Origin of the sequence: Cellulosimicrobium sp. SL-1 (assembly GCF_011033075.1) — a bacterium.
In the GTDB taxonomy this organism is placed as follows: Bacteria; Actinomycetota; Actinomycetes; order Actinomycetales; family Cellulomonadaceae; genus Cellulosimicrobium; species Cellulosimicrobium funkei.
On the sequence record NZ_JAACJC010000002.1, the window covers coordinates 20,041 to 43,150 of the forward strand.

Below are 23,110 nucleotides of genomic sequence, written 5' to 3' on the forward strand. Positions count from 1 at the left end.
TGACGCACAGCCCGACGACGCCCGTCCACCCCGGTGGGCGGGCGCCGTCGTGCGGGGGGCCGTGCCCGCACACCCACCCGTAGGATGCGGCCGCATGACCGGGAACCCGCTCGACGACGGCGCGCGCTGCCCCTGCCTCTCCGGCGACACCTACGGGTCGTGCTGCGGCCGGTACCACGCGGGGCTGCGGCCCGGCCCGGACGGCACCGCCCCGGGCCCGCACGCACCGACGGCCGAGGCGCTCATGCGCTCGCGCTACAGCGCGTTCGCCGTCGGCGACGCCGACTACCTGCTCGCGACGTGGCACGCCGCCGCCCGGCCCGCCGACCTCGAGCTCGACGACGACGTCGAGTGGCGCCGCCTCGACGTCGTGCGCACGGAGGCGGGCGGCCCGTTCGACACGACCGGGGTCGTGGAGTTCGTCGCGCACCACCGCTCGCGCACCGACCCGGCCGACCGCGGGCGGCTCCACGAGGTGAGCCGGTTCGTCCGGGAGGGCGACCGCTGGTCCTACGTCGACGGCGCGGTGCAGGGCTAGGACCCGCCGCGTCGGCCCACCGGCGCCCGGTGGGCTCGGGCGACGCGTGACTCCGACGACGTGGTCGCTCAGGCGACGCGGTGGCGCAGCGTGCCGACGCCGCCGACCTCGAGCGCGACCTCCACCCCGCCCTCGACGGGCACGGCGGACCGGTGCGCGCCCGTGAGCACGACGTCGCCCGGGCCGAGCTCGAGGTGGCGCGTGAGGAACACGAGCTGGTCGACGACGTCGTACGAGAGCCCCGCGGTGGTCGACCGCGCCCGCTCCACCCCGTCCACCGCGACGACGAGCGCGGCGTCGTCGAGCGTGGCGGCGGTGTCGATCCACGGGCCGAGCGGCGTGAACCCGGTGCCGTTCTTCGCGCGCGTCATCATCGCGTCGAGCGGCACCTGGTCGTCGGCCGTGAGGTCGTCGGCGACGGTGCAGCCGAGGATCGCGCCGGGGACGTCGTCGGGCCGCAGGTCGCGGCACGGCCGCCCCACGACGACCGCCGCCTCCGCCTCCGCCACCAGACGTCCCAGCGCGCGGTCGTGCCGGACGACGGCCCCCGGCCCGACGACCGTGCGCGCCGACTTGAGGAACGCCTGCGGGGGCAGCGCCCGACCCTCGGGCCCGCTGTTGTGGGCCATGCCGACCACCACGCGCGGACGGCACGGCGCGAGCAGGGCGCCGTCGAGGCCGGGGTCGTCGGCGCGGACCCGCACGCCGCTCGACGCGGGCAGGGCCGGGCGGCCGTCGCGACCCGTCGCGGGCTCGGGGACGTCCGCGACGAGCACGTCCCAGGCGTCGCCGTCGAGCACGGCGGCCCGCGGGCCGTGCGCGGTGCGGATCCGCGCGATCCTCACGACGACCCGGTCCGGTCGGTCGCGCCGGTGACCGCGTCGGCGACCGGCCGGTCCACGAGCCGCAGCGGCACGCGCGCGAGGACGATGCCCCGGCGCTGCCAGGTATAGGCGACGAGCAGCGTCGCGCCGTCGGTCGTCGCCGACGGGTAGGAGTACTCGCCGCGTCCGTCCGTGACGATCCCCGTGTCGCCGGCGGCGAACCCGCTGGGCGGGCCGGCCTCCCGCAGCGCGGGCACGGGGACGCCCGGGAGCGTGGCGGGCACCCGGGTCCCGTCCTCGAGGTCCAGCACCCGGTGCCAGGTCAGCCCGTCGTCGTCCGAGACCGAGACGCTCAGCGGGCACCGCGCGCCCCACTCCTCGCCGACCGGGTTGTGCACGAGGGCGACGCGCCCGCTCGGCAGGCGGACGGCCGTGAGGCCCGAGTTGTTGTTGGGCAGCCGCGTGGGTGCGGCGGCCGTCCACGTGCGGCCGTCGTCGGCGGACGTCGTCCGGTAGACGAGGCCCTCGCTCGACCGGCAGACGGCGACGAGACCCGACCGCCCCGTCCAGAGCGCCGGCTGGATGATCCCCGCCCCGCGCAGCCGCGAACGGTCGAGCGGGACGTCCGCGAGCGTCCAGCTCGCCCCGGCGTCCTCCGAGCGGTCGAAGCGCGCGCCCCAGACGGGGTCCGCTCCCCCGCTCTCGACCGAGGACGGGGCGAGCCACGCGCCGTGCGGCGTGACGACAGGCGGGTTCTTCACCGGGCCCCGACCGCCGCTCGCGTCCCCGGGCACGAGCTCGCGCGGCGCCGTCCAGGTGCGGCCGTGGTCCGTGGACGTGCGGTACCAGGTCACCCAGCGCGAGATCCGCTCGCCCCGGTGGGCGAAGAGCCAGAGCCGGCCGTCGGGCGCGACGGCGAGCACGGGGTTCCACCACGCGACGCCGTCGTCCTCGCCGAGCACGACCTGGGGCTCCCCCCAGAGGCCGTCCTCCTCGGCGACGAGCCAGATCGCGTTGTCCGGCGTGCCCTCCCGGGTGCCGGCGAACCATGCCACGAGCGTGCGCCCGCCCGTGCGGGCGACGGTGGACGCGTGGCACTGGGCCCACGCCTCGCCGTCGCCCGACACGAGCAGGCGCTCCACGGGCGTCGTCACCGGACGGTCTCGCCGACGACGTTGAGGTCGCGCCGGAAGGTCTCCGGCGTCTTCCACACGGTGAGCATCGTGATGAGCGCGCCGACCATGACGTACAGCGCGACGAGCTGCCAGCGCGACCCGTCCTCGCCCGCGAGAGCCGTCGCGATGAACGGCGTGAGGCCGCCCGCGACGATCGACGCGATCTCGCGCCCGGTGGCCGCGCCGGAGTAGCGGCGGTCCGCCGGGAAGAGCTCGGCGAAGAACGCCGGCTGGATCGAGTTGATGGCGTTGTGCCCGAGGTTCAGCATGAGCACGTACCCGAGCACGATGAGCACGAAGCTGCCCGTGTTGAGCAGCCCGAAGAACGGGAAGGCCATGACGAACACGACGAGGGCCCCGAAGAAGTAGACCGGCCGGCGACCGATCTTGTCGGAGATCCAGGAGAAGATCCCGTGGGCCGGGAACGCGAGGACCGCCATGATGAGGATCGCGGTGTTGAGGCTCTCCTTCTCGATGCCGAGGTGCTGCGGGCCGTAGCTGAGCACGAAGACCGTGAGCAGGAAGTACGGCAGGGCCTCGGCGAAGCGCAGCCCGACGATGCGCAGCAGGTTGCGCCAGTCCTCGAGGAAGACGCTCGCGAGCGGCCCGCGGGTGGGCGTCTGCGGCGCGGGCTCGGCGGCCGCGGCGGCGTCGCGCTCCTGGCGCTCGCGGATGGCGGCCTGGCTGGCCTCCAGGTTCTCGACGGTGAGCGAGCGGTTGCGACCCTCCTTCTCGAGCCCGGCGACGGCGTCGGTGAAGACCGGCGTCTCCTCGAGCGAGCGGCGCATCCACAGGCCGACGACGAGCACGACGGCGGAGAGCCAGAACGGCACGCGCCAGCCCCACGACTGGAGCTGCGCGTCGTCGAGCGTGTACACCCAGGCGAACACGAGGGTGATGAGGATCTGCGCGGAGAAGCCGCCGGTGTTCGGCCACGACGTGTAGAAGCCGCGGTGCCGCGGGTTCGTGGACTCGAGCACGATGATCATCGACCCGCCCCACTCGCCGCCGACGGCGAAGCCCTGGACGAGCCGGAGCACGACGAGCAGGGCCGGCGCAAGGATACCGATCGAGTCGTAGGACGGGAGGAAGCCGATGAGCAGGGTCCCGGTCCCCATGATCGCGAGAGTGAGGACGAGCGTGGACTTGCGCCCCTGCTTGTCGCCGCGGCGGCCGAAGAACATGCCGCCCAGCGGGCGGGCCAGGAACCCGACGGCGAACGTGCCGAGGGACGACAGCGTGGCGACGAACGAGCTCTCGGACGGGAAGAAGACGGCGGGGAAGACGATCGCGGCGGCGGTGCCGTAGACGAGGAAGTCGTAGTACTCGAGCGTGTTGCCGACGAAGCTCGAGAGCGTGACCTTCCAGGCGTACCGCCTGCTCGTGAGCGGGGCCGCGGGTGCGGTGACGGACATCGTTGTTCCTTCGGTGCGGGGTTCCGCTGATCTCAGTGTGGGGGCTCCGGGTCTCAGCGGCGAGGGCCCGGGCCCCTCCCGCGGCACCCGTCCGGGGTGCCACGGGTCGAGCGGTTCGGAGCGGGGGTCAGGCGGCCGCGAGGTCGTGCCCGGCGGCGGCGAGGGCCGCGCGGATCTCCGCCTTCACGGCGTCGGACGGCGGGTCGACCGGCATGCGCGTCGTCCCGCCGGGCAGCCCCTGGACGTCGAGGCCGTACTTGAGGCGGGCGATGCTGGGCCCGAGCGCGGCGACGAGCCGCTGGACGACCGCCTGCGCCCGCACGACGGCGGCCGCGTCGTCCGCGGCGAGCGCCGCCCGCAGGTCCGCGAACGCGCGCGGCGCGACCCCGGAGACGCCGGACACGGTCCCGCGCCCACCGGCCGCGACGACGTGCGGGAGGTCGGCGTCGTTCCCCGACCAGAGCGCGAGCCGCGGGGCCGCGGACCGGTACGCGTCGACCCGGGCCGAGGCGGAGCCCGACGTCTTGACGCCGTCGAGACCGAGCTCGGCGAGCACGGCGAGCAGCTCGGGCGAGACGTCGGAGCACGCGACGTCCGGGAAGACGTAGGCGTAGAGCTCGCCGTCCGTCGCGGCCCGCAGGCTGGCGTAGTAGCGCACGACGCCCTCGTCGCTCGCCGTGAGGTAGTAGGGCGTGATGGCGGCGAAGCGCCGGACGCCGGCGTCCTCGGCCGCGCGCAGGTGGTCGAGCGCCTCGTGCACGGAGGCGGCACCGACGTGCGCGATCGTCCGGTCCGGGCCGAACACGTCGGCCGCGGTCCGCACGAGCGCGGCGCGCTCGGCGGCGTCGAGGGCCGGGAACTCGCCCGTCGTGCCCACGGCGAACACCCCGTCGACCTCCGGCTCCACGTGGGCGAGCAGCACGCGCAGCGCCCCGAGGTCGAGCGCGCCCGACGCGTCGTAGGTGGTGACGGGCGGGGTGATGATCTCCGGTGCCGTGGTCATGGCACGTCTCCTTCGGTCTCTCGCGTCGCTGCGCGGGCGCTGCTTCGCGCCGCCGTCAGGATGGCACCGTTTACTGTTAACAGTCAACTGTCAACGGGAAGACGTTCCTGCGCCACGACGACGCCCCGGCCTGCCGAGGCAGACCGGGGCGTGCGGGAGGGGGCTCAGCGGCGCGGCTGCTGCAGCGCGTCCTTCATGCGACGGCGTGAGCCGGCGAGGTGCTCGTCGAGGTAGGCCAGCGCCTCGTCGAGGCGCGGCGTCCGGATCGCGTCGAGCAGCCGCTCGTGGTCCGCGCACGACGGGTGCAGGTCGACGTCCTGCTTGTTCGTCTCCTGGAGCATGACCGCGAACGTGGGCTCGATCTGCTCCCACAGCGTGCGCAGGCGGCGGTTCGGCACGGCGGCGTACAGCGTGGAGTGGAACGCGAGGTCGTGGGCGGCGTACGTGTACCAGTCGCCGGCGTCCGCCGCCTCCCGCATGCCGGCGAGAGCCGCCTCGCTCGCGGACCAGTCGACCTCGTCGGCGTGCTCCGCCGCCGCGCGCACGGCGACCGCCTCCAGGGCGCTGCGCACGTCGTACAGCTCGTCGACGTCGGCGGCGCCCACGCCGCGCACGACGTACCCACGGCGCTCGGACTCGACGAGGTGCTCGGCCGCGAGGACCCGCAGCGCGTCGCGGACGGGCCCGCGCGACACGTCGTACTGCCGCGCCACGCCCTCCTCGACGAGCCGCTCCCCCGGCGCCAGCTCCCCCCGGACGATCGCGACCCTCAGGACGTGGGCGAGACGATCCCCCAGCGACCCCGCACGCACCGTGTCGACCGACACCCTCGCCCCTTCGTCCCCACGCCCGACGGGGCCGGCCACCGGCCCCATGACCGGACCATTGTGCCGCAGGCGCGCGGGTGGGACCCGGGCGCCCGGCTACGCTCGCGGGCATGACCCGCATCGTCGACGTCGCCCGGCACGCCGGCGTGTCCACGGCCACCGTCTCCAGGGTCCTCAACGGCAAGACCGTCCGGCCGGAGCTCGCAGCCGCCGTCCGCGCGGCGGTCGAGGACCTCGGCTATGCCCCGGACCGCACGGCACGGTCCCTGCGCCGCCGGTCGAGCGACGTCGTCGCGCTCGTCCTGCCCGACGTCGAGAACCCCTTCTTCACGGCGGTCGCGCGCGGCGTCGAGGACGTCGCGCAGCAGGCGGGCTACTCCGTCGTCCTGTGCAACACCGACGACGACCCGGCGAAGGAGGAGCGCTACCTCGCCGTCGCCGAGCGCGAGAACATGGCGGGGGTCGTCCTGGCCCCGGCCACCGACGCGCCCGAGACCGCCGCCCTGCGCGCCCGCCGTCGGGCCGTCGTCGTGATCGACCGCCGGGTGCGCCAGGACGTGGACCAGGTCGTGTTCGACAACGTCGCGCTCGGGCGCCGCGCCGCCGCGGAGCTCGTCGAGCGCGGGTTCCGCCGGGTCGCGTGCATCACCGGGCCGCGCGGCACGAGCACGGCGGTCGAGCGCGCGGACGGGTGGCGCGAGGCGCTCGCCGAGGCCGGGCTCTCCCCCGCCGGGCTGCTCGTGCACGCGAACTTCCGCGTCGACGGCGGCCACGGGGCGGCCGTCGACCTGCTCGCCCGGCCCGACCCGCCCGACGCGATCCTCGCCACCAACAACCTGGTCGGCGTCGGCGTGCTCCGGGCGCTCGCCGAGGCGAACGGCCGACCCGCGGCGTCGGCCGCCGACGCACGGGCCCGCGGCGCCGGCGACGGGCCCGCCGTCGGGGTCGGCATCGTGGGCGACCTGCCCTTCGCGACGTCGCGCACGTCCGACGTCGCGCTCGTCCCGCTCGACCCCCGGGCGCTCGGCACGACGGCCGCGCGGATCCTGCTCGACCGGCTGGCCGGCGCCGACGACCCGGCGCGCCGCGTCGTCCAGGGCACGCCCGCCGGGCCGTGAGCCGGCCTCAGCCCGCCGCCGGGGTGCCCGCGGCGGCGGGCAGCACGTCGGACGCGCGGCCGGCCTGGCCGAACAGCACCATGCGCTCCTCGACGAGCCGCTGCGCCCACTCCCGGCCGAGCGCGAGGTAGCCCGCGGGGTCCACGTCGCCGGGCGACGCGGCGAGCGCGACGCGGACGCCCGCCGTGAACGCCATGTAGTGGTCCATGCCCTGGTTGATCTTGCGCACGCCGAGGCTCGCCGCCCGGGCCTTCTCGGCGTCGGGGACGCCCCACGACTCCGGCAGGTCGCCGCCGTGCGCGTTGATGGTCGCCCGGAGGTCGGCCGGGAGCCCCGACGAGCCGTGCATGACGAGGTGCGTCCCCGGCACGCGCCGCGCGATGCGCTCGACGAGGTCCATGTGGAGCACGGAGCCGTCCGGCGGGCTCGTGAACTTGTAGGCGCCGTGCGAGGTCCCGATCGCCACGGCGAGCGCGTCCACCCCGGTGCGGCGCACGAACTCCTCGGCCTGCTCCGGGTCCGCGAGGACGATCTCCGCGTGGCTGCGCCCGTCCTTCGAGCCGCCGATCGTCCCCAGCTCGCCCTCCACGGACACGCCGTGCGCGTGCGCGTGCTCGACGACGCGCCGCGTCACCGCGACGTTGTCCTCGAAGGCGGCGGGGCGGCCGTCGGGCCCGAGGGAGCCGTCGATCATGACGCTCGTGAACCCCGCCGCGACGGCGCGCGCGCACGTCGCCTCGTCGGGGCCGTGGTCGAGGTGCAGCGCGACCGGGACGTCGGGGTACGCCGCGATCGCCGTGCGCAGGGCGGACCACCACAGCGCGTCCGAGGCGTACGGGTGGGACCCGGCCAGGGTCTCGACGATGACGGGGCTCTCCGTGGCGCGCGCGGCGTCGAGCACCGCCGTCGCCATCGCGAGGTCCGCGACGTTGAAGGCGCCGACGCCGTAGCCACCCCGGGCGGCGGCGTCGAGCAGGGTACGGTTCGTGACGAGGGTCATGGCTGACCTTCCTGTCGTGTCGTCGGGAGCGTGCCGCCCGGGCGGACGGCGGCGGGTGCGGGCGAGCGACGGGCGGAGGCGACGTGACGCAGGACGACGACCGGACCGCGGGAGCGGGTGGCCGGTCCGTGCGGCTCGCCGACATCGCGGCGCGCGCGGGGGTGTCCATCAAGACGGTGTCGCGCGTCGTCAACGACGAGCCGCACGTCGCGGCCGCGACGCGGCGCCTCGTGGAGGACGCGATCGCCGAGCTCGGGCTGGAGGGCGAGTCCCGCCCGCGCGGCCGCAAGCGGCGCACGGGCGTGGTCGGGCTGGTTTTCCCGGACGTGCGCAACGACTACTTCGCGGCCGTCAGCCGCGCGCTCCAGGAGCGGCTCGCCAACGTGAGCCCCACGCTGCTGTCGGCGGACTCGGACGACGACCTGCACACCGAGGAGGCGATCCTCACCGCGTTCCGTCGGCTCGACGTCGACGGCATGGTCATCTTCCCGACCGGCGCCCCGGGCCTCGTGGAGTTCGCTCAGTCGGTGCCGACCGTCGTCGTCGACCGCACGGTGCCGTCCGTGCGCGGCCTCGTCGACCACGTGCTGCCCGACGCGCGGCACGCGGCCGAGCAGCTCACGCTGCACATGATCGAGCAGCACCGCGTGCAGCGCGTGTGCCTGGTCGCGGGCGACCTCGCGGTCTCGACGCTGCGCAACCGGCACACCGCGTTCCAGCGCGTCGTCAGCCGGACGGGGACGGAGAACCACGTCCTCGCCGGCCTCACGACGTCGGAGGAGGCGGCGACCGCGGCGTACTCGCTCTTCCGGACGCTCGAGCCGCCGTTCGGCGTGCTGGCGACCAACAGCCTCATGTTCTGGGGCGTGCTCACCGCGGCGCAGCGCCTCGGCCTCAAGGTGCCGTCCGACGTCGTGCTGACGACGTTCGACAACGTGCCCGGCGTCGGGACGACGGGCCTCGTGCCCACGAACGCCGTCGCGCCGGCGGCGACGCTCGCCGCCCGGACGGTCCAGCTCCTCACGGAGCGCATGAACAACCCGTCGCTGCCGCCGCGCCTGCTCGACATGGACTACGACATCGCCTACGGCACGACCTGCGGGTGCGTGCCGATCGACCCGGCGCGCAACGTCCTCGGCTAGGTGGTCCGGCCGGGCGGTGCGCCCGACCGGACCGGGTCGCTGCGCGCCGGGCCCGGTCACAGCGTGTGCGTGATGCCCAGCGACGCGTAGTCGAGGACGATCGGGTCGTCCGTCACGGCGCGCGCCGCGGAGAGCACCTTCGCCGCACTCTCGACCGCGACGCTCGTCTTGAACGCGTCGCGCAGGTTCGGCCCGACCGTGAGCAGGCCGTGGTTGGCCCAGACGACGGCGTTGCGGTCCTCGAGGTACCGCGCCATGTCCCGGCCGAACTCGGTCGAGTTGCTCAGCGCGAACGGCATGACCGGCACGTCGCCCTTGGTGTAGATCACCATGTTGACGAGCGCGCCGCGGATCGGCTCGCCCAGCACGCCGAACACGTTCGCGTACGTGGGCTCGGTGTGGACGATCGCCTGGACGTCGGGGCGCGCGGCGTAGACGGCGAGGTGCACCGTCACCTCCGACGACGGCTGGAGCCGCCCCTCGACGACGTTCGCGTCCTCGTCCACGACCACGAGGTCGTCCGGCGTCATGCGGTCGTACTCGAGGTCGGTCGGGGTGATGAGGAACGTCGACGTGCCCGGGATGCGGAGGCTGATGTTGCCCTGCGTGTTGAAGTTGAGCCCGAGCTTCACGGACTCCAGGCAGTACGCGAGGACGTCCTCGCGCGCGGCCTGCAGGTCGAACGTGTCCAGCGTGGTCATGCGATCTCCTTGAGTGCGGTGCCGTCGACGGTCTCGACGGCGAGGGACGTGCTGACGGGGGTGAGGAGCTGGTGCAGCGAGTCGAACGTCGCGCGCTGCCGCGCGTACCACGCGGCGTGCCGCGGGTCGGGGCTCGCCTCGTGCACGACGGCGGGGGCGGGCAGGTCGAGCACGCTCGCGAAGGTGCCGGCACCGAGCGCGGCGAGGAGCGCGGCGCCGCGCCCCGCTGCCTCGCGCACGACGGCGCGCAGCGGGACCCCGGCCGCGTCGGACCGGGCCTGGAGGGCGCCGAGGTTGGCCGAGCCGCCGCCGACGGCGTGCACGTCCACCGGCTCCACCCCGCGCTCCGCGAGCGCCGCCCGGATCTTCGCGAGCTCGAACCCCGAGGCCTCGACGAACGCGCGCGCGATCTGCGCCGTCGTCGTCTCGAGCGTCAGGCCGAGGAGCGCGCCCCGCGCGGCGGGGTCGTTGTCGAGCGTGCCCGACCCGGCGAGGTAGGGCGCGACCAGGAGCGGGGGCGGGTCGACGGCGCCGACCTCGTAGAGCGACGCCCACGGGTCGATCCGGTCGTGGTGGACGATCGACGAGAACCAGTCGAGCGCGAAGCCGCCCGCCGCCGTGCCCGCGAGGGTGACCCACAGGTCCGCCCCCACGGGGTAGGTCGCGAGCCCGGTCCCGCCGAGCCGCTCCGGCCGGGCGCGCGTGCCCACGGTGAGGCAGTCGCTCGACCCGAACGAGAACACGGCGCGCAGGCCGGGGCGTCCGCCCCCGCCGAGGAAGGCCGCGGCCTGGTCGTGCACGCCCGCGACGACCGGCGTCCCGGCACGCAGACCCGTCCGGGCGGCGGCGTCCGCCGAGACCGCGCCGATCACGTCGCCCGCGGCGACCACCGGGGACAGGAGCGCGCCGGGCACGTCGAGCGCGTCGAGCACCGCGTCGGACCAGGCGCGGGTCCGGACGTCGAACGCTCCCGTGCGGGACGCCATCGTCAGGTCCACGGCCGGCGCCGCGCCGAGCCGCGTCGCGACGAAGTCGTCCAGGGTCCGCACCGCGGCGGGCAGCGCGCCGTCGGGCAGGAGCCCGCGCACCTTGTGCACGGAGAACATCGGGTGCAGCGGCTGGCCCGTGATCTCCTGGACGGTCTCGCCGCCGAGCAGCTCGCGGAGCCGGTCCGCCGAGCCCGCGCCGCGCCCGTCCATGCTCAGGGGGGCGGGACCGAGCGCGCGGCCCGCGCGGTCGACGGGCACGACGGCCTCGCCGAGCGTCGAGAAGGACAGGGCCTCCACCGGGTCCGCGGCCACCGCGGGCTCGGCGACGACGTCGCGCACGAGCGCCTCGACGCCGTCGAGCACGGCCTCCGCGTCGACGTGCGCGCGTCCCGGCGCGGGGCGCACGACCGTCGTGCGGCGCGAGCGCGCCACGAGCTCGTTGCCCCCCTCGTCGTACACGCCGACGCGCGTCCCCGTGGTCCCGAGGTCGATGCCGAGGTAGCTCACTTGACCGACCCCGCGAGACCGTTCACCAGGTACCGCTGGATGAACAGGTAGACGACGACGATGGGCACGGAGATGAGCACGAGCACCGCGAACAGCGCGCCGGGCTGGCTCAGGTAGATCCCGCGGTACGCGAGGGGGACGAGCGTCAGGGGCTTGAGGTCGTTGTCGCTGATCGCGACGAGCGGCAGGAGGAAGTCGTTCCACGTCATCATGAGCTGCCAGATCACGACGACCGCGGCGGCCGCCTTGCCGAGCGGGAAGTAGATGCGCCAGAAGATCGTCCACGCGGACGCCCCGTCGACGAGCGCGGCCTCGTACGTCTCGTCGGGGATCGCGAGGTACGTGGTGCGGATCATGATCACGGCGAACGGCAGGCCGAGCGCCGTGTAGGCGAGGACGAGCCCGAGCAGCGAGTCGTAGAGGCCGATCGCCTGGAGGATCTTGAAGACCGCCACGACGATGCTCGCCATGGGCAGCACGAGCGCGAGCAGCAGCCCGACGAACACGACGCCCCGGAACGGCACGCGCAGGCGGGCGAGGGCGAACGCCGTCATGGAGCCGAGGAGGACGACGAGGAGGATCGACGGGACCGACACGAGCAGGCTGTTGAGCAGGTGCTGCAGGATCGGGTTGGTCTCGAAGATCGTCACGTAGTTGCGCAGCGTCGGCTCCTCGGGGAGCAGGCCGAGCGCCGTCGTCGAGGGGTTCGACGTGGGCAGCAGCGAGATGCCGACCACCATCACCACGGGGACCATCCACAGCGCCGCGAGCGGTCCGAGCACCCAGTGCGACCACCGCGGCGGGGCCTCGACGTCCTTGCTGCGGCCGTGGCCGCGTCGCCGGGGGACGGGGGCGGCGGGCGGTGTGGTGGTGCCGTCGGCCGCGCGCCGCGCGCGGTCGGTGCCGGAGCTGAGCGCCGTCATGACTTCTCCCCCGTGATGAACCCGGCCCCGAACGTGCGCAGCATCGCGACGGACGAGCCGATCGCGAGGACGAGCAGGACGACGGAGATCGTCGCGCCGTAGCCGAACGACTGGAGCTGGAAGGCTTCCTTGAACATGTACGTGGGCATGAGCTCCGACGCGTGGTTGGGCCCACCCTCGGTGAGGACCCACACGAGCTCGAAGGTCTTGAGCGAGCCGATGATCCCGAGCAGGACGAGCGAGAGGTGGGTCGGCTTGAGGAGCGGCAGGACGATGCGCCGCACGAGCGCCCACCCGCTCGCCCCGTCGATGCGCGCCGCCTCGAGGACGGAGTGGTCGAGGAGCTGGAGGCCGGCGAGGTAGAACAGCATCGAGAAGCCCGACCACATCCACACGTTGACGACGATCACCGTGACGATCGCCGTCGACGGGTCGGACAGGTAGGGGCGCGTGAGGACCTCGAGACCGGTCGCCCGCCCGAGCTGCGCGAGCACGCCGTTGAACGGGTCGAGCAGGCGCTGCCAGACGATGCCCACGACGACGGGCGACAGGACGGCCGGCAGGAAGAAGATCGCGCGGTACACCGTGCGTCCCCGCAGCCGGGTGTTGAGCAGCCAGGCGAGCGTGAAGCCGATGACCGCCTGCGGGACGATCGTCAGGAGGATCCACAGCAGCGAGTTGCGCAGCGTGATGTGGAAGACCGGGTCCTGGGCGAGGTCCGCGTAGTTCTGGACGCCGACCGGCGTCCCGGCGTTGACGCCGTCCCAGTCGAGCGTGCTCGCCTGGACGTTGAACACGATCGGGTACACGACGAACACCGCGAAGAGCAGGAGCGCGGGCGCGATGAAGCCGAGCGCGACGAGCTGCTGGCGGCGACGCGTGCCGCGTCCCGTCGACGTCGTCGCGCGCGGCCCGGCGACCCGCGGCGTCGCCGCCGCGGGTCGCCCGGAGACGAGGGCTGCCATCGTCAGCCCAGCCCGTCCTGGACCGCCTGGACCTTCGCCGCCGCCTCCTCGGGGGTCGACTGCCCGGCGGCGACCGCGGACAGCGCGTCCGCGACGGCCGTGTCGATGTCCGGCGACTCGAAGTAGCGCGAGTACTGCACCTCGGGCATCCAGTCCTCGGTGAACGTCGTCCACATCTCGCGCTGCTTGTCGCTCGTGAACTCCTCGGGGTCGAGGCCCTGCACGGCGGGCAGGTCGTTGAACGTGTTGATGAGCACCTGGGCGCCGTCCCCGGCGATCCAGTCGGTGAGGACCTGGCACGCCAGCTCGGGGTTCTTCGCGTCCTTCGAGATGCCGAGCGCGACGTCGATGCCGCCGACGAGCTGCGGCTCGGGCGCGCCTCCCGGGATCGTCGGGAACAGGAACGGCTCGTAGCCCTCCATGCCCTGCGAGAGCGGCGGGATGTCGGCGCGCGAGGGGTCGGACTGCTGGATCCACCAGGCCCCGAGGGGGATCATCGCGGCGTTGCCCGCCTCGAACTGGTTGACGCCGTTCGGGTAGGCGTCCAGCGCGAGGGCGCCCTGCTGGGCGATCCCGTCGGTGAAGAGCTTCTGCCAGTACGTGAACGCCTCGACGATCCCGGGGTCGGTCCACGACGCCTCGCCCGACTCCGCCTGCTGGACGAGGCCCGGCTCGACGTTGTTGGCGATCTGGAGGAAGACGACGTTGCGCAGCCACGAGTCCTTGGCGGGCAGCAGGAACGGCGCGGCCGAGCCGCCGCCGAGCGCGTCGACGGCGCTCTCGAGCTCGGCCCACGTGGCCGGGGGCTCGACGCCCGCCTCGTCGAGGAGGTCGGAGTTGGCCCAGAGGTTCACGGTCTGCACGAGGAGCGGCAGCGCGTAGTAGCTGTCGTCCCCCTCCGGGTTGCCCATCCGCGCCTGCTCGAGGCCGATCGGGAAGAACTTCGACTCCCAGTCGTCACCCCACGTGTCGGCCGCGCACTCCTCGAGCGGCATGAGGTTCTCCCGGTACTGCTGGGTCAGCGCGCCGGGCTGCAGGCCGACGATGTCGGGCATGGTGCCCGAGCTCGCGCGGGTCTGCAGGTCCACCACGTACTCGGGGTAGTTGAAGATCGTCGAGTCGATCGTGACGTCGGGGTTCGCGGTGGTGAACGCGTCGATCATCTGGCGCGTGGTCTGCTCGATCGGGCTCCAGGAGCGGAACGTCACCGTCGTCCCGCCCTCGCCCCCCTGGCCCGACTGCTCGGGGTCGGCGCTGCCGGCGCACGCCGCGAGCGACGTGACGATCGTGAGCGCGACGCCGGCCTGGATGCCGCGCCGCGCAGTTCGGGGAAGCTTCATCGCGTCCGTCCTCTCTCCGTCGTTGGATGCGAGGGCCTCATCGAACGTCTCCCCGCGGGGGCCGTCAACGGGTCGCGCCGGGGTGCGGGGGCCCGCGGCGCGCCGTGTCGTCCGTGTCCTGTCCGGTCGCCGCGACCCGGTCCGGCGGACGCCGACAGCGCGCCACGGCGTCGAGCCGACAGCGGGATGTCCGTTGTCCGACACGGGTCCCGGGCCCGGCCCCGCGGTCCCGCGGCTGGAGGCCGCGCCGCGGACCGGTGGCCCCGCGCTGACAACGGGCCACGGGCCGGTTGTCCGGGACGCGGGCGCGCCGCCGAGCCGCTCCGCGCCGCCCGGCCAGGCCCGAGGTCACAGTTCCGTGACGCCCAAATTCGTCTCACCTGTTGAGACCTCCGAGGGCAACGTCGCAGGTCGCGACACCCGTTGTGTCTGTAATCGATTTCTGCCATGCTGGTCGGCATGCCCTCCCCCACGACCCCCGGCCTCGTCGGCGTCGACGTCGGGACGTCGAGCACCAAGGGCGTGCTCGTCGGTCCGGACGGCGCGATCCTGCGCTCGACCACGCGCGCGCACGTCGTCGACCGGCCGCAGCCCGGCCACGTCGAGATGGACGCCCAGGTCTGGTGGGACGAGCTCGTCGACGTCGTCACCGAGCTCACGGCCGACCTCGCCCCCGGTGCCGTCCGCGGCCCCGACGTCCCGGCCGACCTCGAGGTCGCCGCCGTCGGGCTCTCCGGCATGGGCCCGTGCGTGCTGCTGACCGACGAGCAGGGGACCCCGGTGCGCCCGGCGATCCTCTACGGCGTCGACACCCGGGCGACGGAGCAGATCGCCGAGCTCGACGAGGCCCTCGGGCGCGCGACGGTCCTCGACCGGTGCGGCTCGGCGCTGTCGTCGCAGGCCGCCGGGCCCAAGATCGCCTGGGTGCGGAGGCACGAGCCCGAGGCCTGGGCGCGCGCCCGCCGCCTGTTCATGCCGGCGTCGTACCTCGCCTTCCGCCTCACCGGCGCGTACGTGCTCGACCACCACTCGGCGTCGCAGTCGACGCCCCTGTACGACCCGCGCGACCACGACTGGATCGGCGACTGGGCCGCGCTCGTCGCGCCCGGCCTCGAGCTGCCCGCGCTGCGGTGGCCCGGCGAGGCGGCGGGAGTCACCCGCGAGCGCCTCGCCGGGGTGGCCGCCGGCACGCCCGTCGTCACCGGCACCATCGACGCCTGGTCGGAGGCCGTGAGCGTCGACGCGACGCACGTCGGCGACCTCATGCTCATGTACGGCACGACGATGTTCCTCGTCGCCACGGTCGCCGAGCCGCTGCGAAGCGAGACGATGTGGGGCACCGTCGGCGCCTACCCCGGGACCCACAGCCTCGCCGGCGGCATGGCGACGTCGGGCGCCGTCACGTCGTGGCTGAAGGACCTGACCGGCGCGGACTACCCCGAGCTGCTCGCCGAGGCCGCGGCCAGCGGGCCCGGCGCCCGCGGGCTCCTCCTGCTCCCCTACCTCGCGGGCGAGCGCACCCCCGTCCAGGACCCCGACGCACGCGGCGTCGTCGCCGGCCTCACGCTCTCGCACACGCGCGGCGACCTCTACCGCGCGGCGCTCGAGGCGACCGCGTTCGGCGTGCGGCACAACGTCGAGACCCTGCGCGCGGCGGGCGCCGACGTCTCCCGCGTGGTCGCCGTGGGCGGCGGCACCCAGGGCGACCTCTGGACGCAGGTCGTCTCCGACGTGACCGGGCTGCCCCAGGTCGTCCCCACGAGCACCATCGGCGCGAGCTACGGCGCCGCGATGCTCGCCGCCGGGCTCGTGCACGAGCAGGGGCACCTCCTGGACGTCGCGGCGTGGAACCCGCCCGCGCGGGTCGTGCGACCGGACCCCGCGGTGCGCGGCGTCTACGACGAGCTCTACGGCCTGTACCGCGACCTCTACCCGGCGACGCGCGACGTCGTGCACGCGCTCGCCCGCCGGGCCGCGCCCCCCGCCCCCGACCGCACCGCCCTCGAAGGAGCACCCGCATGACCAGCAGCACCTACGCCGTCCCCACGCTCGCGCCGGAGCCCCAGGCCCCCGAGCACACGGTCTACCTCGTCGCGTCGGGCGACCTGCGCGAGTCCGCGAACGTCGCGGGCTGGCCCACGCAGGTGGAGCTCGAGCGCGTCCTCACCGACGCGTTCGCCGCGAACGGCTGGAAGGTCGTGCGGGCCAACGACGTGGACCCCGAGACCGGGCACGGGTTCATCAGCTCCCAGCGCATGGGGCTCGAGGTGTTCGCGACGATCCCGCCCGACGCGCCGCTCGTCGTCGCGGAGGCCGTGTGGCAGTACAGCCACCACGTGCTGGCCGGGCTGCGCACGCACCGCGGCCCGGTGCTCACCGCCGCCAACTTCGCGGGCGACTGGCCGGGGCTCGTCGGGCTGCTCGGCCTCAACGCGGGCCTGACGAAGATGGGCCGCCCCTACTCGACCGTGTGGACGGTCGACGGGAGCGACGCCTGGTTCCAGGACGCGATCCGGTCGTGGGTCACGACGGGCACGATCGAGCACGACGACTCGCACGTCCACGCGCTCCCGGAGCTCCCGGACAGCGCCGAGAAGCAGCTCGGCGAGGCGCTCGCCGCCCAGCTCCTGCGCGAGAAGGCGATCATCGGCGTCTTCGACGAGGGCTGCATGGGCATGTACAACGCGATCTTCGACGACGAGCTGCTCAACGGCCTGGGCATCTACAAGGAGCGGCTGTCGCAGTCGGCGCTCTGGGCCGAGATGCAGCGGGTCGGCGACGACGAGGCGGACGCGGTCCAGCGCTGGCTCGAGGACGCGGGCATGACGTTCCGGCTCGGCACCGACGAGGCGACGGAGCTCACCCCCGCCCAGCTGCGCTGGCAGCACAAGATGTACATCGCCGCGCTGCGGATCGCCGACGACTTCGGGCTCGACGCCGTCGGCATCCAGTACCAGCAGGGACTCAAGGACATCTGCCCGGCGTCCGACCTCGCGGAGGGCCTGCTCAACAACGTCCAGCGGCCGCCGGTCCGCTCGCGCGACGGCCGTCGGGTGCTGTGGGACGGCCAGGCGTTCCCGCACTTCAACGAGGCGGACGAGGGCGTCGCCGTCGACGCGCTCGTGACGAACCGGGTGTGGACCGCGATGGGCCTCGACCCGGCGACGACCCTGCACGACGTGCGCTGGGGCGAGGAGCACGACGGCCGCTTCGTGTGGGTCTTCGAGATCTCGGGCTCCGTGCCCGCCTCGCACCTGGAGGGCGGGTACGCGGGTGCCGAGGGCTGGCGCCAGGACCCGGTGTTCTTCCCGGCCGGCGGGTCGACGATCAACGGCGTGTCCAAGGCGGGCGAGATCGTCTGGTCGCGCGTCTACATCGCCGACGGCGTGCTGCAGGTCGACCTCGGCAGGGCCTCGGCCGTCTCCCTGCCCGCGGAGGAGACCCGCCGCCGCAAGGAGGCGACGAACCCCGAGTGGCCGATCATGCACGCCGTGCTGCACGGCGTGAGCCGCGACCAGTTCATGGCCCGCCACAAGGCGAACCACCTCAACGTCGCGTACGCGCCCGACGCCGCGACGGCCGACCGCGCGCTCGAGGCGAAGGCGGCGTTCTTCGCCGCGCTCGGCATGCCCGTCCACCTGTGCGGGGACACGGCGCTCACGCGCTGACCCCCGCTCCCGCGACCCCGGGCGGGTCGCTCCGCCGCGCTCGTCCCCCGGCCGCGGCGGGGCGGCCCGTCCGGTCTCTTGCCTGGTCTCTTGCCCGGTCCCGTACCGTCAGCGGGCCGGCCTCGGGGCACGGGCGGGCCGCCGGCGCGCGAGCCCGCCCACGACGAGGGCGACGAGCACGGCGCCCAGGAGCGCGCCGGCCGTGTTGAGGACGACGTCCTGGACCGTCGGGACGCGGCCGGGCAGGAGGTTCTGGGTGAGCTCGATCGCGACCGAGAGGGCGCAGCCCGCGAGCGTCACGAGCCCGACGGCGCGCCACGCCCCCGGGACGGCACGGCCCCGGCGGGCTGCCGCGCCCCGCAGGAGGGGCACGCCGAGCACGCCGAACGGCCCGAACATCACGACGTTGGCGAGAGCCTCGAGCACCGGCAGCGTGATCGGGATCCCGAGGCCCTGGAGGAAGCCGAGCGTGGACGTCGCCCAGCCGGGCGCGTCGGTGGACTGCGGCGACGGCCAGAGCGTCACGACCAGGACGGCGGCGAGATAGACGGCGAACGTCCAGGTCAGCAGGCGCATCCCGTCAGCGTACGGGCGCGCGTCCCGGGCGCGCCGGGCCCCGCGGCGCGGCCACGGAGCCTCCACCGTTCCCCCTCCTCGCCGCGCGTGGGACGGCGAGGGTCGGTTCACTGGGCGCCATGGTCACCGTCGGCTTCCACGCCTCCCACGAGCAGATCCCGCCCGGCCCCCTCCTCGCCGCGGCCCGCCGCGCCGAGCAGATCGGCTTCGACGCCGCCATGTGCTCCGACCACCTGGCCCCCTGGAGCGAGCGCCAGGGCGAGTCCGGGTTCGCGTGGTCGTGGCTCGGCGCCGCGCTCGCGACGACCGCGCTGCCGTTCGGCGTCGTCACCGCCCCCGGCCAGCGCTACCACCCGGCGATCGTCGCGCAGGCGATCGCGACGCTCGGCGCGATGTTCCCGGGCCGCTTCTGGGCCGCGCTCGGCTCGGGCGAGGCGATGAACGAGCACGTCACGGGCGACCGCTGGCCCACGAAGGCCGAGCGCGACGCCCGCCTGCGCGAGTGCGTCGACGTCATCCGGGCCCTCCTCGCGGGCGAGGAGGTCACGCACCACGGGCACGTCACGGTGGACCGGGCGCGCGTGTGGTCGCTGCCCGACGTCGCGCCGCGGCTCGTCGGGCCGGCCGTCACCCCCGCCACGGCGCGCCGCCACGCCGACTGGGCCGACGGCCTCGTCACCGTGAACCAGCCCGTCGAGTCGCTGCGCCAGGTCGTCGGCGAGTACCGCGACGCGGGGGGCCGCGGGCCGCTCGCGCTCCAGGTGCACGTCTCGTGGGGCACGGACGACGAGGCCGCGTTCGCCGTCGCGCACGACCAGTGGCGCTCCAACCTCCTGCCGCCGAGCGTGAACTGGCACCTCGAGACCCCGGAGCAGTACGACGCGGTCGCGGAGCTCGTGCGCCCGGAGGAGGTGCGCGGCACGGTGCTCGTCGAGCACGACCCCCAGCGGCTCGCGGACCGCGTCGCCGAGCTGGTCGCGTGCGGGTTCGACGAGGTGTACCTGCACCACGTGGGGCAGCAGCAGGACGCGTTCCTCGACGCGGCGGGCGAGGCCCTCCTGCCCCGGCTGCGCGAGGCGTGCGCCGCCACCACCGACGGGGGTGCGGCGTGAGGATCCGCGACACCGGCGACCTGTGGTGGAAGAACGCGGTCGTCTACTGCCTCGACGTCGAGACCTTCATGGACTGGGACGACGACGGGATCGGCGACTTCCCCGGCCTGGTCCAGCGGATCGACCACCTGGCCGACCTCGGGGTGACGTGCCTGTGGCTCATGCCGTTCTACCCGACGGCCGACCGCGACGACGGCTACGACATCACCGACTTCCTCGGCGTCGACCCGCGCCTGGGCGACCTGGGCGACGTCGTCGAGCTCGTGCGGACCGCGCGCGACCGGGGCATCCGCGTGATCGTCGACCTCGTCGTCAACCACACGTCCGACCGCCACCCGTGGTTCCGCTCGGCGCGGCGGTCGACGTCGTCCCCGTTCCGGGACTACTACGTGTGGCGGTCCGACGAGCCGCCGTCGACCAAGGACCAGGTCGTGTTCCCCGACCAGGAGGAGGGCATCTGGACCCTCGACGAGGCGTCGGGCGAGTGGTACCGGCACCGGTTCTACCGGCACCAGCCCGACCTCAACACCGCGAACCCGCAGGTGCGGGACGCGATCGCGAAGACGATCGGCTTCTGGCTGGAGCTCGGCCTCTCCGGCTTCCGGGTCGACGCCGTCCCCTACGCGCTGACCGACGCGGCCGCGAACCCGGGCGACGAGATCGACGACCCCCACGACCTGCTGCGCGTGCTGCGCGCGTTCGTCGGGCGGCGGTCGGGCGACGCGATCCTCATGGGCGAGGTCAACCTGCCGTACGAGGAGCAGGCGCGCTACTTCGGGGACGGCGACCCCACCGACGGCGACCCGGGCGGGGTGACGAGCAACGAGCTGACGCTCCAGTTCGACTTCAACGCGATGCAGGCGCTGTACCTGGCGCTCGCGAGGCACGACGCGACCCCGCTCGCCGGGTCGCTCGCCGCGCGTCCGCCCATCCCCCGCGACACCCAGTGGGCGACGTTCGTGCGCAACCACGACGAGCTCACGCTCGACAAGCTCACGGACGACGAGCGCGCCGAGGTCTTCGCCGCGTTCGGGCCCGAGGAGGACATGCAGCTCTACGGGCGAGGGCTGCGACGGCGGCTGCCCCCGATGCTGGGCGGCGACCCGCGCCGGCTGCGGATGGTGTACTCGCTGCTCTTCTCGCTGCCGGGCACGCCCGTGCTGTTCTACGGCGAGGAGATCGGCATGGGCGAGAACCTGGACGTGCCGGGGCGCCTCGCCGTGCGGACGCCCATGCAGTGGACGTCGGGGCCGAACGGCGGGTTCTCCCGCGCCCCCGCGCGCCGGCTCGCGGCGCCGCTGCCGGGCGACGGGTACGCGCCCGAGCACGTCAACGTCGCCGACCAGCGCCGCGACCCGGAGTCGCTGCTCACGTTCGTGCGGATGCTCGCGCACCGCTACCGCGAGTGCCCCGAGCTGGGCTGGGGCGACGCGCAGGTGCTCGACTCGCCCGAGCCGTCCGTGCTGGCGCTGCGCACCACCTGGCAGGACGCCTCGATGGTGACGCTGCACAACCTCTCGCCCGACCCGGTCGTCGTGCGGGTGCCCCTGGGCGACCTGCCGGAGGACGCGCGGCTCGTCGACGTCCTCGACGCGGACGACGTCGAGCCCGCGCCCGACGGGACCGCCGAGGTGCGGCTCGACGGCTACGGGTTCCGCTGGCTGCGCGTCACACCGCCCGGGTCGCGCCGGCTCCTCTGAGCCGGCGCGGCCGGGGCGTGGGCAGGGTCGGCCGGCCGGGTCCCGACCGAGTGTCAGTCAGGGCGTGAGCCCGGGGAGTGAGCCCGGGGCGTCAGCCGTGGGTCGGCTCGTCGGGGCCGACGGGCCGGCCCGGCGACGACGGCCGGTCGGGGACGTCGGGCGACGGGTCGGCCGGCCCGCCGGGGACCGGGTCGGCGTGGCTCGGGTCGTGCGGCGGCGTCGACGGGTCCGGGGGCGGCCCCGGCGACTTCGGCGGCTCCACCGTCGGCTCCGCCGGGGAGCCCGGGCCCGTACCGGGCCGGTCGGGGTTCGTGGTCATGGCTGCACCTCCGTGCTTCCCGCGCTGCGCGCGGTCCTCGGGACGCGCACCGCGTCCCTCCTCGACGCTAGGCGCGCCCCGGCCCGCTCGCGCGCGGCGGGGCCCGTCGACCGACCTACGCTGAGCACGTGACCTCGTTCGCCTCGGACAACTACTCCCCCGCCCACCCCGACGTCCTCGCCGCGCTCGCCGCCGCGAGCGCCGGGCACGAGATCTCGTACGGCGAGGACCCGTGGACCGCGCGCCTCCAGGACGCCGTGCGCGCGCGGTTCGGGCCCGACGCCACCGCGTACCCCGTGCTCACGGGGACGGGCGCGAACGTCGTCGCGCTCATGGCGACGCTCCCCCGCTGGGGCGCCGTCGTGGCGTCCGAGCACGCGCACCTCAACACGGACGAGAACGGCGCCCCCGAGCGGGTGGGCGGCGTCAAGGTGCTCACGGTGCCGGCGCCCGACGGGAAGCTCACCCCCGACGCCGTCGAGCGCTTCGCGGGCGACCTCGGCGACCCGCACCGCGCGCAGCCGCTCGTCGTGTCGCTCACGCAGTCCACCGAGCTCGGCACGCTCTACACGGCCGACGAGATCCGGGCGGTGGCCGACGCCGCGCACGCCCGCGGCATGCGGGTGCACCTCGACGGGTCGCGCCTCGCGAACGCCGCCGCGGCGCTCGGCGTCCCGCTGCGCGCTCTGACGACCGACGCGAGCGTGGACGTGCTGTCGTTCGGCGGTACCAAGAACGGGCTCGCGCTCGGCGAGGCGGTCGTCGTGCTCGACCCGTCCGCGGTCGACGGCGTGGAGTTCGTGCGCAAGTCGACGATGCAGCTCGCGTCGAAGATGCGCTACGTCTCCGCGCAGCTCCTCGCGCTCTTCGAGCCGGTCGGCGACGTCGTCGCCGAGGTGGACGAGGTCGCCGACGCCGACGAGCTCTGGCTCCGCAACGCCCGCCACGCGAACGCGATGGCCGCGCGGCTGCGCGCGGGGCTCGCGGACGCCGTCGTGCCGGCCACCGTCGGGCCCGACGACGCCGCCCCGGGCCCGGCGGCGGGCCTCGCCTTCACCCAGCCCACGCTCGTCAACGCGGTCTTCGCGACGCTCCCGCGCGCGGCGGTCGCGCGCCTGCGCGAGCGGCACCGGTTCTACGACTGGGGGCCGGGCGAGACGCCCGACCGCGTCGAGGTGCGGTGGATGTGCGCGTGGGACACGACCCCGGGCGACGTGGACGGGTTCGTCGCGGACGTGCGGGCCGCCCTCGCGGTCGCGCCGTGAGCG

General features: G+C 74.7%; 21 protein-coding genes. 8 read left to right on the forward strand and 13 right to left on the reverse strand.

Features of this window, described 5'->3' with window-relative positions:
• Nucleotides 1-94: 94 nt before the first annotated feature.
• Nucleotides 95-538, forward strand: coding sequence for a YchJ family metal-binding protein (locus tag GWJ10_RS02745; protein WP_076404341.1), 444 nt, complete (start codon nucleotides 95-97; stop codon nucleotides 536-538).
• A 68-nt stretch (nucleotides 539-606) separates the two neighbouring features.
• Here GWJ10_RS02745 and GWJ10_RS02750 read toward each other — a convergent pair whose 3' ends face one another.
• The 5 genes from GWJ10_RS02750 to GWJ10_RS02770 form a co-directional block, all read right to left on the reverse strand.
• A complete protein-coding gene (locus GWJ10_RS02750) occupies nucleotides 607-1,383 on the reverse strand; it encodes a fumarylacetoacetate hydrolase family protein (RefSeq protein ID WP_163184938.1) in 777 nt (258 codons plus the stop codon).
• Nucleotides 1,380-2,516 carry a sialidase family protein gene (locus tag GWJ10_RS02755; RefSeq protein ID WP_163184941.1) on the reverse strand — a complete coding sequence of 379 codons (1,137 nt, stop codon included), beginning with the start codon at nucleotides 2,514-2,516 and terminating at the stop codon, nucleotides 1,380-1,382. Before GWJ10_RS02755 ends, GWJ10_RS02750 begins: the two co-directional genes overlap by 4 nt.
• Nucleotides 2,513-3,952, reverse strand: coding sequence for an MFS transporter (locus tag GWJ10_RS02760; RefSeq protein ID WP_163184944.1), 1,440 nt, complete (start codon nucleotides 3,950-3,952; stop codon nucleotides 2,513-2,515). Before GWJ10_RS02760 ends, GWJ10_RS02755 begins: the two co-directional genes overlap by 4 nt.
• Nucleotides 3,953-4,079: 127 nt before the next feature.
• Nucleotides 4,080-4,955 carry a dihydrodipicolinate synthase family protein gene (locus tag GWJ10_RS02765; RefSeq protein ID WP_163184947.1) on the reverse strand — a complete coding sequence of 292 codons (876 nt, stop codon included), beginning with the start codon at nucleotides 4,953-4,955 and terminating at the stop codon, nucleotides 4,080-4,082.
• A gap of 164 nt (nucleotides 4,956-5,119) precedes the next feature.
• A complete protein-coding gene (locus GWJ10_RS02770; RefSeq protein WP_021483304.1) occupies nucleotides 5,120-5,782 on the reverse strand; it encodes a GntR family transcriptional regulator in 663 nt (220 codons plus the stop codon).
• Between the two features lie 110 nt (nucleotides 5,783-5,892).
• Here GWJ10_RS02770 and GWJ10_RS02775 point away from each other — a divergent pair, with 110 nt between their 5' ends.
• Entirely contained in the window at nucleotides 5,893-6,900 is a 1,008-nt protein-coding gene (locus tag GWJ10_RS02775) for a LacI family DNA-binding transcriptional regulator (protein WP_163184950.1), read from the forward strand.
• Between the two features lie 7 nt (nucleotides 6,901-6,907).
• Here GWJ10_RS02775 and GWJ10_RS02780 read toward each other — a convergent pair whose 3' ends face one another.
• Nucleotides 6,908-7,900 (reverse strand): ketose-bisphosphate aldolase, encoded by a 993-nt coding sequence (locus tag GWJ10_RS02780; RefSeq protein ID WP_163184953.1) that lies wholly within the window; start codon nucleotides 7,898-7,900, stop codon nucleotides 6,908-6,910.
• Nucleotides 7,901-7,983: 83 nt separating this feature from the next.
• Between GWJ10_RS02780 and GWJ10_RS02785 the strand changes: the two genes are divergently transcribed.
• Nucleotides 7,984-9,042, forward strand: a complete 1,059-nt coding sequence (locus tag GWJ10_RS02785; RefSeq protein WP_076404334.1) for a LacI family DNA-binding transcriptional regulator — start codon at nucleotides 7,984-7,986, stop codon at nucleotides 9,040-9,042.
• Between the two features lie 56 nt (nucleotides 9,043-9,098).
• Here GWJ10_RS02785 and GWJ10_RS02790 read toward each other — a convergent pair whose 3' ends face one another.
• Genes GWJ10_RS02790 through GWJ10_RS02810 form a run of 5 tightly spaced genes read right to left on the reverse strand, consistent with a single transcriptional unit; the run spans nucleotide 9,099 to nucleotide 14,467 of the window.
• Nucleotides 9,099-9,743 (reverse strand): class II aldolase/adducin family protein, encoded by a 645-nt coding sequence (locus GWJ10_RS02790; protein ID WP_021483183.1) that lies wholly within the window; start codon nucleotides 9,741-9,743, stop codon nucleotides 9,099-9,101.
• A complete protein-coding gene (locus tag GWJ10_RS02795; RefSeq protein ID WP_163184956.1) occupies nucleotides 9,740-11,239 on the reverse strand; it encodes an FGGY-family carbohydrate kinase in 1,500 nt (499 codons plus the stop codon). The genes GWJ10_RS02790 and GWJ10_RS02795 overlap by 4 nt, the downstream gene beginning before the upstream one ends.
• Nucleotides 11,236-12,162 (reverse strand): carbohydrate ABC transporter permease, encoded by a 927-nt coding sequence (locus GWJ10_RS02800; protein WP_076404332.1) that lies wholly within the window; start codon nucleotides 12,160-12,162, stop codon nucleotides 11,236-11,238. The genes GWJ10_RS02795 and GWJ10_RS02800 overlap by 4 nt, the downstream gene beginning before the upstream one ends.
• Nucleotides 12,159-13,127 carry a sugar ABC transporter permease gene (locus GWJ10_RS02805; RefSeq protein ID WP_083711552.1) on the reverse strand — a complete coding sequence of 323 codons (969 nt, stop codon included), beginning with the start codon at nucleotides 13,125-13,127 and terminating at the stop codon, nucleotides 12,159-12,161. The genes GWJ10_RS02800 and GWJ10_RS02805 overlap by 4 nt, the downstream gene beginning before the upstream one ends.
• Before the next feature lie 2 nt (nucleotides 13,128-13,129).
• Nucleotides 13,130-14,467: an extracellular solute-binding protein gene (locus GWJ10_RS02810; protein ID WP_031316944.1), complete on the reverse strand. Its 1,338-nt coding sequence runs from the start codon at nucleotides 14,465-14,467 to the stop codon at nucleotides 13,130-13,132.
• Nucleotides 14,468-14,926: 459 nt separating this feature from the next.
• Here GWJ10_RS02810 and GWJ10_RS02815 point away from each other — a divergent pair, with 459 nt between their 5' ends.
• Nucleotides 14,927-16,489 carry an FGGY-family carbohydrate kinase gene (locus GWJ10_RS02815; RefSeq protein WP_163184959.1) on the forward strand — a complete coding sequence of 521 codons (1,563 nt, stop codon included), beginning with the start codon at nucleotides 14,927-14,929 and terminating at the stop codon, nucleotides 16,487-16,489.
• Nucleotides 16,486-18,135: a fucose isomerase gene (locus GWJ10_RS02820; protein ID WP_163184962.1), complete on the forward strand. Its 1,650-nt coding sequence runs from the start codon at nucleotides 16,486-16,488 to the stop codon at nucleotides 18,133-18,135. Before GWJ10_RS02815 ends, GWJ10_RS02820 begins: the two co-directional genes overlap by 4 nt.
• Before the next feature lie 108 nt (nucleotides 18,136-18,243).
• Here GWJ10_RS02820 and GWJ10_RS02825 read toward each other — a convergent pair whose 3' ends face one another.
• Nucleotides 18,244-18,711 carry a VanZ family protein gene (locus tag GWJ10_RS02825; protein ID WP_076404618.1) on the reverse strand — a complete coding sequence of 156 codons (468 nt, stop codon included), beginning with the start codon at nucleotides 18,709-18,711 and terminating at the stop codon, nucleotides 18,244-18,246.
• Between the two features lie 119 nt (nucleotides 18,712-18,830).
• Here GWJ10_RS02825 and GWJ10_RS02830 point away from each other — a divergent pair, with 119 nt between their 5' ends.
• Together GWJ10_RS02830 and GWJ10_RS02835 are read left to right on the forward strand one after the other, a co-directional pair.
• Nucleotides 18,831-19,823 carry a TIGR03885 family FMN-dependent LLM class oxidoreductase gene (locus tag GWJ10_RS02830; protein WP_163184965.1) on the forward strand — a complete coding sequence of 331 codons (993 nt, stop codon included), beginning with the start codon at nucleotides 18,831-18,833 and terminating at the stop codon, nucleotides 19,821-19,823.
• Nucleotides 19,820-21,523: an alpha-amylase family protein gene (locus GWJ10_RS02835; protein WP_163184968.1), complete on the forward strand. Its 1,704-nt coding sequence runs from the start codon at nucleotides 19,820-19,822 to the stop codon at nucleotides 21,521-21,523. The genes GWJ10_RS02830 and GWJ10_RS02835 overlap by 4 nt, the downstream gene beginning before the upstream one ends.
• Before the next feature lie 91 nt (nucleotides 21,524-21,614).
• Here GWJ10_RS02835 and GWJ10_RS02840 read toward each other — a convergent pair whose 3' ends face one another.
• Nucleotides 21,615-21,842: a hypothetical protein gene (locus GWJ10_RS02840; RefSeq protein WP_163184971.1), complete on the reverse strand. Its 228-nt coding sequence runs from the start codon at nucleotides 21,840-21,842 to the stop codon at nucleotides 21,615-21,617.
• 128 nt (nucleotides 21,843-21,970) lie between these two features.
• On the opposite strand from GWJ10_RS02840, the gene GWJ10_RS02845 reads away from it, so the two are divergent.
• Nucleotides 21,971-23,107, forward strand: a complete 1,137-nt coding sequence (locus tag GWJ10_RS02845) for a beta-eliminating lyase-related protein (protein ID WP_163184974.1) — start codon at nucleotides 21,971-21,973, stop codon at nucleotides 23,105-23,107.
• Nucleotides 23,108-23,110: the final 3 nt, after the last annotated feature.

Excerpts from the sequence above, each read along its gene's own strand:
- GWJ10_RS02820 (WP_163184962.1), top strand. The coding sequence starts at position 16,486 with ATGACCAGCAGCACCTACGCCGTCCCCACGCTCGCGCCGGAGCCCCAG.
- GWJ10_RS02775 (WP_163184950.1), top strand. The coding sequence starts at position 5,893 with ATGACCCGCATCGTCGACGTCGCCCGGCACGCCGGCGTGTCCACGGCC.
- GWJ10_RS02810 (WP_031316944.1), bottom strand. The coding sequence starts at position 14,467 with ATGAAGCTTCCCCGAACTGCGCGGCGCGGCATCCAGGCCGGCGTCGCG.
- GWJ10_RS02825 (WP_076404618.1), bottom strand. The coding sequence starts at position 18,711 with ATGCGCCTGCTGACCTGGACGTTCGCCGTCTATCTCGCCGCCGTCCTG.
- GWJ10_RS02765 (WP_163184947.1), bottom strand. The coding sequence starts at position 4,955 with ATGACCACGGCACCGGAGATCATCACCCCGCCCGTCACCACCTACGAC.
- GWJ10_RS02780 (WP_163184953.1), bottom strand. The coding sequence starts at position 7,900 with ATGACCCTCGTCACGAACCGTACCCTGCTCGACGCCGCCGCCCGGGGT.
- GWJ10_RS02760 (WP_163184944.1), bottom strand. The coding sequence starts at position 3,952 with ATGTCCGTCACCGCACCCGCGGCCCCGCTCACGAGCAGGCGGTACGCC.
- GWJ10_RS02805 (WP_083711552.1), bottom strand. The coding sequence starts at position 13,127 with ATGGCAGCCCTCGTCTCCGGGCGACCCGCGGCGGCGACGCCGCGGGTC.
- GWJ10_RS02790 (WP_021483183.1), bottom strand. The coding sequence starts at position 9,743 with ATGACCACGCTGGACACGTTCGACCTGCAGGCCGCGCGCGAGGACGTC.
- GWJ10_RS02840 (WP_163184971.1), bottom strand. The coding sequence starts at position 21,842 with ATGACCACGAACCCCGACCGGCCCGGTACGGGCCCGGGCTCCCCGGCG.
- GWJ10_RS02815 (WP_163184959.1), top strand. The coding sequence starts at position 14,927 with ATGCCCTCCCCCACGACCCCCGGCCTCGTCGGCGTCGACGTCGGGACG.
- GWJ10_RS02800 (WP_076404332.1), bottom strand. The coding sequence starts at position 12,162 with ATGACGGCGCTCAGCTCCGGCACCGACCGCGCGCGGCGCGCGGCCGAC.
- GWJ10_RS02830 (WP_163184965.1), top strand. The coding sequence starts at position 18,831 with ATGGTCACCGTCGGCTTCCACGCCTCCCACGAGCAGATCCCGCCCGGC.
- GWJ10_RS02745 (WP_076404341.1), top strand. The coding sequence starts at position 95 with ATGACCGGGAACCCGCTCGACGACGGCGCGCGCTGCCCCTGCCTCTCC.